Here is a 3,865-nt window from a genome sequence, read left to right as displayed (position 1 = left end):
GGGGGCAGGAGGTGGCGGTCGCGGCCTGGGCCGCGGCGGTGCTCGCCGCGGCCGAACTCGTGCGCGTACGGCGCGAGCAGTGGGCCCGTGAGCGGGTGGAGCGGGCGGCGGCGGTACGGCGCCGGGCGGACGAGGAGCGGCTGCGGATCGCCCGCGAACTGCACGACGTCCTCGCCCACAGCATCTCGGTCATCAACGTGCAGGCGGGGGTCGGCCTCGCCCTCCTCGACCAGGACCCCGAACAGGCCCGCACCGCGCTGACCACCATCAAGGCGGCCAGTAAGGAGGCGCTGGGCGAGGTACGCCAGGTCCTGGACACCCTGCGCGCCTCCGGCGCCGCGCCGCGCCAGCCCGCGCCCGGTCTCGACCGGCTGCCGGAGCTGACCGAACAGGCCGCGGGCGCGGGGCTGACGGTGGAGGTGGAGACGCGGGGCGTACGGGCCGCCCTGCCGCCGGGCACGGACCTGGCCGCGTTCCGCATCGTCCAGGAGGCGCTGACCAATATCGTCCGCCACTCCGGCGCACGGAGCGCGCGCGTCCGGTTGTCGTACGCCCCGGAAGAGCTGGAGCTGCGGGTGGACGACGACGGCCCGGCGGCCACGGACGACACGGCGGACGGCGCGACGGGCGGCGGCAACGGCCTGGTCGGTATGCGCGAACGCGCCGCCGCCCTCGGCGGCACGGTGGAGGCGGGCCCGCGCCCGGACGGCGGCTTCCGCGTGCACGCCCGCATCCCGCTCACCGTGACGACCGCCCCGCGCGATGAGCCCGCCGCCCCCGATGCCACCGAGGAGACACCGTGAGCCGAGTGATCCGCGTCCTGCTCGCCGATGACCAGATCCTGGTCCGGGCGGGCTTCCGGGCGCTGCTGGCCGCCCAGCCGGACATCGACGTGGTCGCCGAGGCCGCCGACGGGGAGCAGGCCCTGAAGGGGGTGCGGGAGCACCGCCCCGATGTCGTGCTCATGGACATCCGCATGCCCCTCCTCGACGGCCTCGCCGCGACCCGCCGGATCACCGAGGATCCCGCCCTCGCGGAGGTGAAGGTGGTCATGCTGACCACCTTCGAGCTGGACGAGTACGTCTTCGAGGCCATCCGCGGCGGCGCCTCCGGCTTCCTGGTCAAGGACACCGAACCGGAGGAGCTGCTGCGCGCCGTGCGGGCCGTGGTCGACGGCGACGCGCTGCTGTCGCCCGGGGTCACCCGCCGCCTCATCGCCGAGTTCGCCGCCCGTTCGAAGGAGCCCGCGCCCGCCTCGGTCCTCGCGGAGCTGACCGAGCGGGAACGGGAGGTGATGGCACTGGTCGGGATCGGTCTGTCGAACGAGGAGATCGCGCGGCGGCTGGTCGTCAGCCCGCTCACGGCCAAGACCCATGTGAGCCGCACGATGGTCAAGCTGGGCGCGCGCGACCGCGCCCAACTTGTCGTCCTGGCCTATGAGTCGGGTCTGGTGCGCCCGGGCTGGCTGGGCTGACGCCCCGGCCCATGTGGCTAGAACAGCGCCTCCGGGCTCGCGGGCGCCCGCGCCGGAGCCTCCACCGGGGCCGTCGTCTCCGCGTCCGCCGCGGCCGCGCCGAGCGGACGGCCCGCCAGCAGACGGCCGTCCAGCAGCAGGGCGCGGCCGTCCGACGCGGTCAGATGGATGTCCGGGCCCGCCACGCCCTCGACGCGCCCCGCCACCGTGCGATCGGCGGCGAGGCGCACCACCCCCTGCACCGGACGCAGCCGCTCCAGGTGGAACGCCTCGTCGTGGTGGACCGGCGCGAAGGCGGTGAGGGCCAGCGACTCCGGCAGACCGCCGAGCCCGCCCGCCCGCTCGTGCAGCGCCGCGAGTTCGGCGGCGCGGTGCTCCCGGGGCGGCGGGGCCTCGCGCGCGGCGCGCTTCGCGGCGTACGGAAAGCGGTCCGGGACGCCGAGCGCGGCGCCCAGCACGGCCTCCGCGCGGCGCGCGGCCATCAGGGGGCCGCGGCCGAGCAGGGCGTACGAGAGCGCGGCCTGCTCCAGCAGCCGTACGCCCTCCCGCTCGGCCGCCGTGATGCCGACCTTGACCAATCCCGGCCCGAACCAGGCGAGATAGACGTCGTACGGGCGGGGGTCGTCGCCGCGGGTGTCGGCGGCCACCGAGTACGAACGGTCGAGCCGGGCGCAGTCCGCGCACTGGTCCGAGACGGTGGACGCCGCCACCTCGGCGTCGTCGGGGCACGGGGTGTGCCGGGTGCCCCGGCGCACCCCGGTGCAGTGGCGCCCGGGCCCGGTGGTGAAGGCCAGCGGACGGTCCGGCGTCAGCGCGGACGTCCGCTCACCGTGGGCCGGGTGGCGCCACAGGAGCACCGGTCCGGAGCGGCGGGACCAGCGCAGCCCCGCACACCGCCACCGCCGGTCCCCGGTCATCCGCGGCGCCGCTCACGGGGCAGCCACAGCACCCTGATCACGCGGTAGGCGAACCCGGCGGTGGCCGCGGTGGCGGCCGCCGTCCGCCACCCGGCCTCCTGGGTCCGCCCCAGCTCGCCGAAGAGCGCGGGGCTCGCGACGGCGACGAAGAGGACGCCCGCCAGCAAGGCGCCCGTGACCAGGGCGAACACGATCTCCACGGTGAGCGCGTCCCGCTCGGCCTGGCTACGGGGTCCGGTCATCCGGCATCAGTCCTCTCCTCGGCCCACATGCCGCTCACACCCGCGACTGCTCCCGCCACACCTGCGCGAGCGACAGGTCGCCCTTGCCGCTCAGCGCGCTGTACGGCAGGCGGTTCCACGCCACGAGATACAGCTCGCCGACCGGACCCGTCAGCTCGCAGTCCGCGTCCCCCTCGGCGCCGCGCGTGGTGTGCGGGGGCTCCTCGGAGAGCCGCACCGTCCAGATGTCGTCGGTGTCGGTGGCCCGCAGCCGCAGGGTGCGCGGGGTGTCCATCCGCACCCGGCTGCGCTCCCGCCCGTGGAAACGGGTCAGCAGCTCATCGATCCCGTCCGCCGCGAAGGCCGGATCGAAGGGCGAGTGGTCAGCGCCCAGCGCCGATTCCGCGTCGACCCGGTGGATCGCCGTCTCGTGGGCCTGCCGCCGGGCCCAGAACGCCAGCGGTGAGGGAGCGGGCAGGAAGGCGAAGCACTCCAGGTCCGGATCGGCGTCGGTGAGCGCCTTGACCAGCGCACGATGCCCCTCCCGGAACCAGGCCACCAGCTCGGCGCCGTCCAGCTCCGGATCGTCACCCAGCCGCACCCCCTCCGTCAGGCCCTCGATGACGTACCTTCTGGCCCAACGGTGCACCCGCCCGGTGTGCGACAGCAGCTCCCTGACCCGACACTCGGGGCAGGTGGGCACCCGGGCGTCCGTGCCCGCCTTGGCCGCGGCGTCGGCCATCAGGTGTCCCTCGCGGTCCAGGACGTCGATCAGCTCGGCAATCTCCATGGCGGAATTCTGCCAGCCACCACCGACATGCGGGGTGACCTGGCGGAATTCAACCAACCCCGGGGTGTGCCGCGTTGCGCGTGGCGTACGCGACGACGGCCGCGACCGCCGCCAGCGCGGCGACCGTGGTGAGGGCGGCGGGCAGCGAGAGCCAGTCGGCGAGGAAGCCGATCGCGGGCGGGCCCAGCAGCATGCCGCCGTAGCCGAGGGTGGAGGCCGCGGCGACCCCGCTGGGGCCGGTCAGCGCGCCCGCCCGGGCGATGGCCACGGGGAAGAGGTTGGCCAGGCCGAGCCCGGTGACCGCGAAGCCGAGCAGGGTGAGCCAGACCGTCGGCGCGAGCGCGCCCAGCAGCATCCCGGCGGCTGCCGTGGCGCCGCCCGCGGCCAGCGTCGTGGTCTGGCCGAGCCGTTCGAGCAGGGACCGTGCCGGACAGCCGCCCGATGGCCATCGTCAGCGCGAAGA

Annotated in this window: 5 protein-coding genes and 1 pseudogene; 2 read left to right on the top strand and 4 right to left on the bottom strand. The window is 75.6% G+C overall.

Features of this window, described 5'->3' with window-relative positions; all coding sequences use genetic code 11:
• The coding region (locus tag SSOG_RS06110) for a sensor histidine kinase (RefSeq protein ID WP_039936695.1) at nucleotides 1–803 on the top strand (803 nt) is incomplete at its 5' end.
• 5 nt (nucleotides 804–808) lie between these two features.
• Nucleotides 809–1,474 (top strand): response regulator, encoded by a 666-nt coding sequence (locus tag SSOG_RS06105; RefSeq protein WP_009713335.1) that lies wholly within the window; start codon nucleotides 809–811, stop codon nucleotides 1,472–1,474.
• A gap of 17 nt (nucleotides 1,475–1,491) precedes the next feature.
• Here SSOG_RS06105 and SSOG_RS06100 read toward each other — a convergent pair whose 3' ends face one another.
• From SSOG_RS06100 to SSOG_RS47535, 4 genes and pseudogenes are all read right to left on the bottom strand, one after another.
• Complete coding sequence (locus SSOG_RS06100) at nucleotides 1,492–2,391, bottom strand: DUF2797 domain-containing protein (protein WP_009713334.1); 900 nt, start codon at nucleotides 2,389–2,391, stop codon at nucleotides 1,492–1,494.
• The gene (locus SSOG_RS06095) at nucleotides 2,388–2,633 is read right to left on the bottom strand and encodes a DUF6332 family protein (RefSeq protein WP_009713333.1); all 246 of its coding nucleotides are present in this window, start codon (nucleotides 2,631–2,633) and stop codon (nucleotides 2,388–2,390) included. Before SSOG_RS06095 ends, SSOG_RS06100 begins: the two co-directional genes overlap by 4 nt.
• A 34-nt stretch (nucleotides 2,634–2,667) precedes the next feature.
• Nucleotides 2,668–3,402, bottom strand: a complete 735-nt coding sequence (locus tag SSOG_RS06090) for a maleylpyruvate isomerase family mycothiol-dependent enzyme (protein WP_009713332.1) — start codon at nucleotides 3,400–3,402, stop codon at nucleotides 2,668–2,670.
• A 49-nt stretch (nucleotides 3,403–3,451) separates the two neighbouring features.
• A pseudogene (locus SSOG_RS47535) lies at nucleotides 3,452–3,865 on the bottom strand (MFS transporter); the annotation flags it as partial.

It is taken from the genome of Streptomyces himastatinicus ATCC 53653 (assembly GCF_000158915.1).
Lineage (GTDB): Bacteria > Actinomycetota > Actinomycetes > Streptomycetales > Streptomycetaceae > Streptomyces > Streptomyces himastatinicus.
This window is presented reverse-complemented; position numbering and strand designations above follow the sequence as displayed.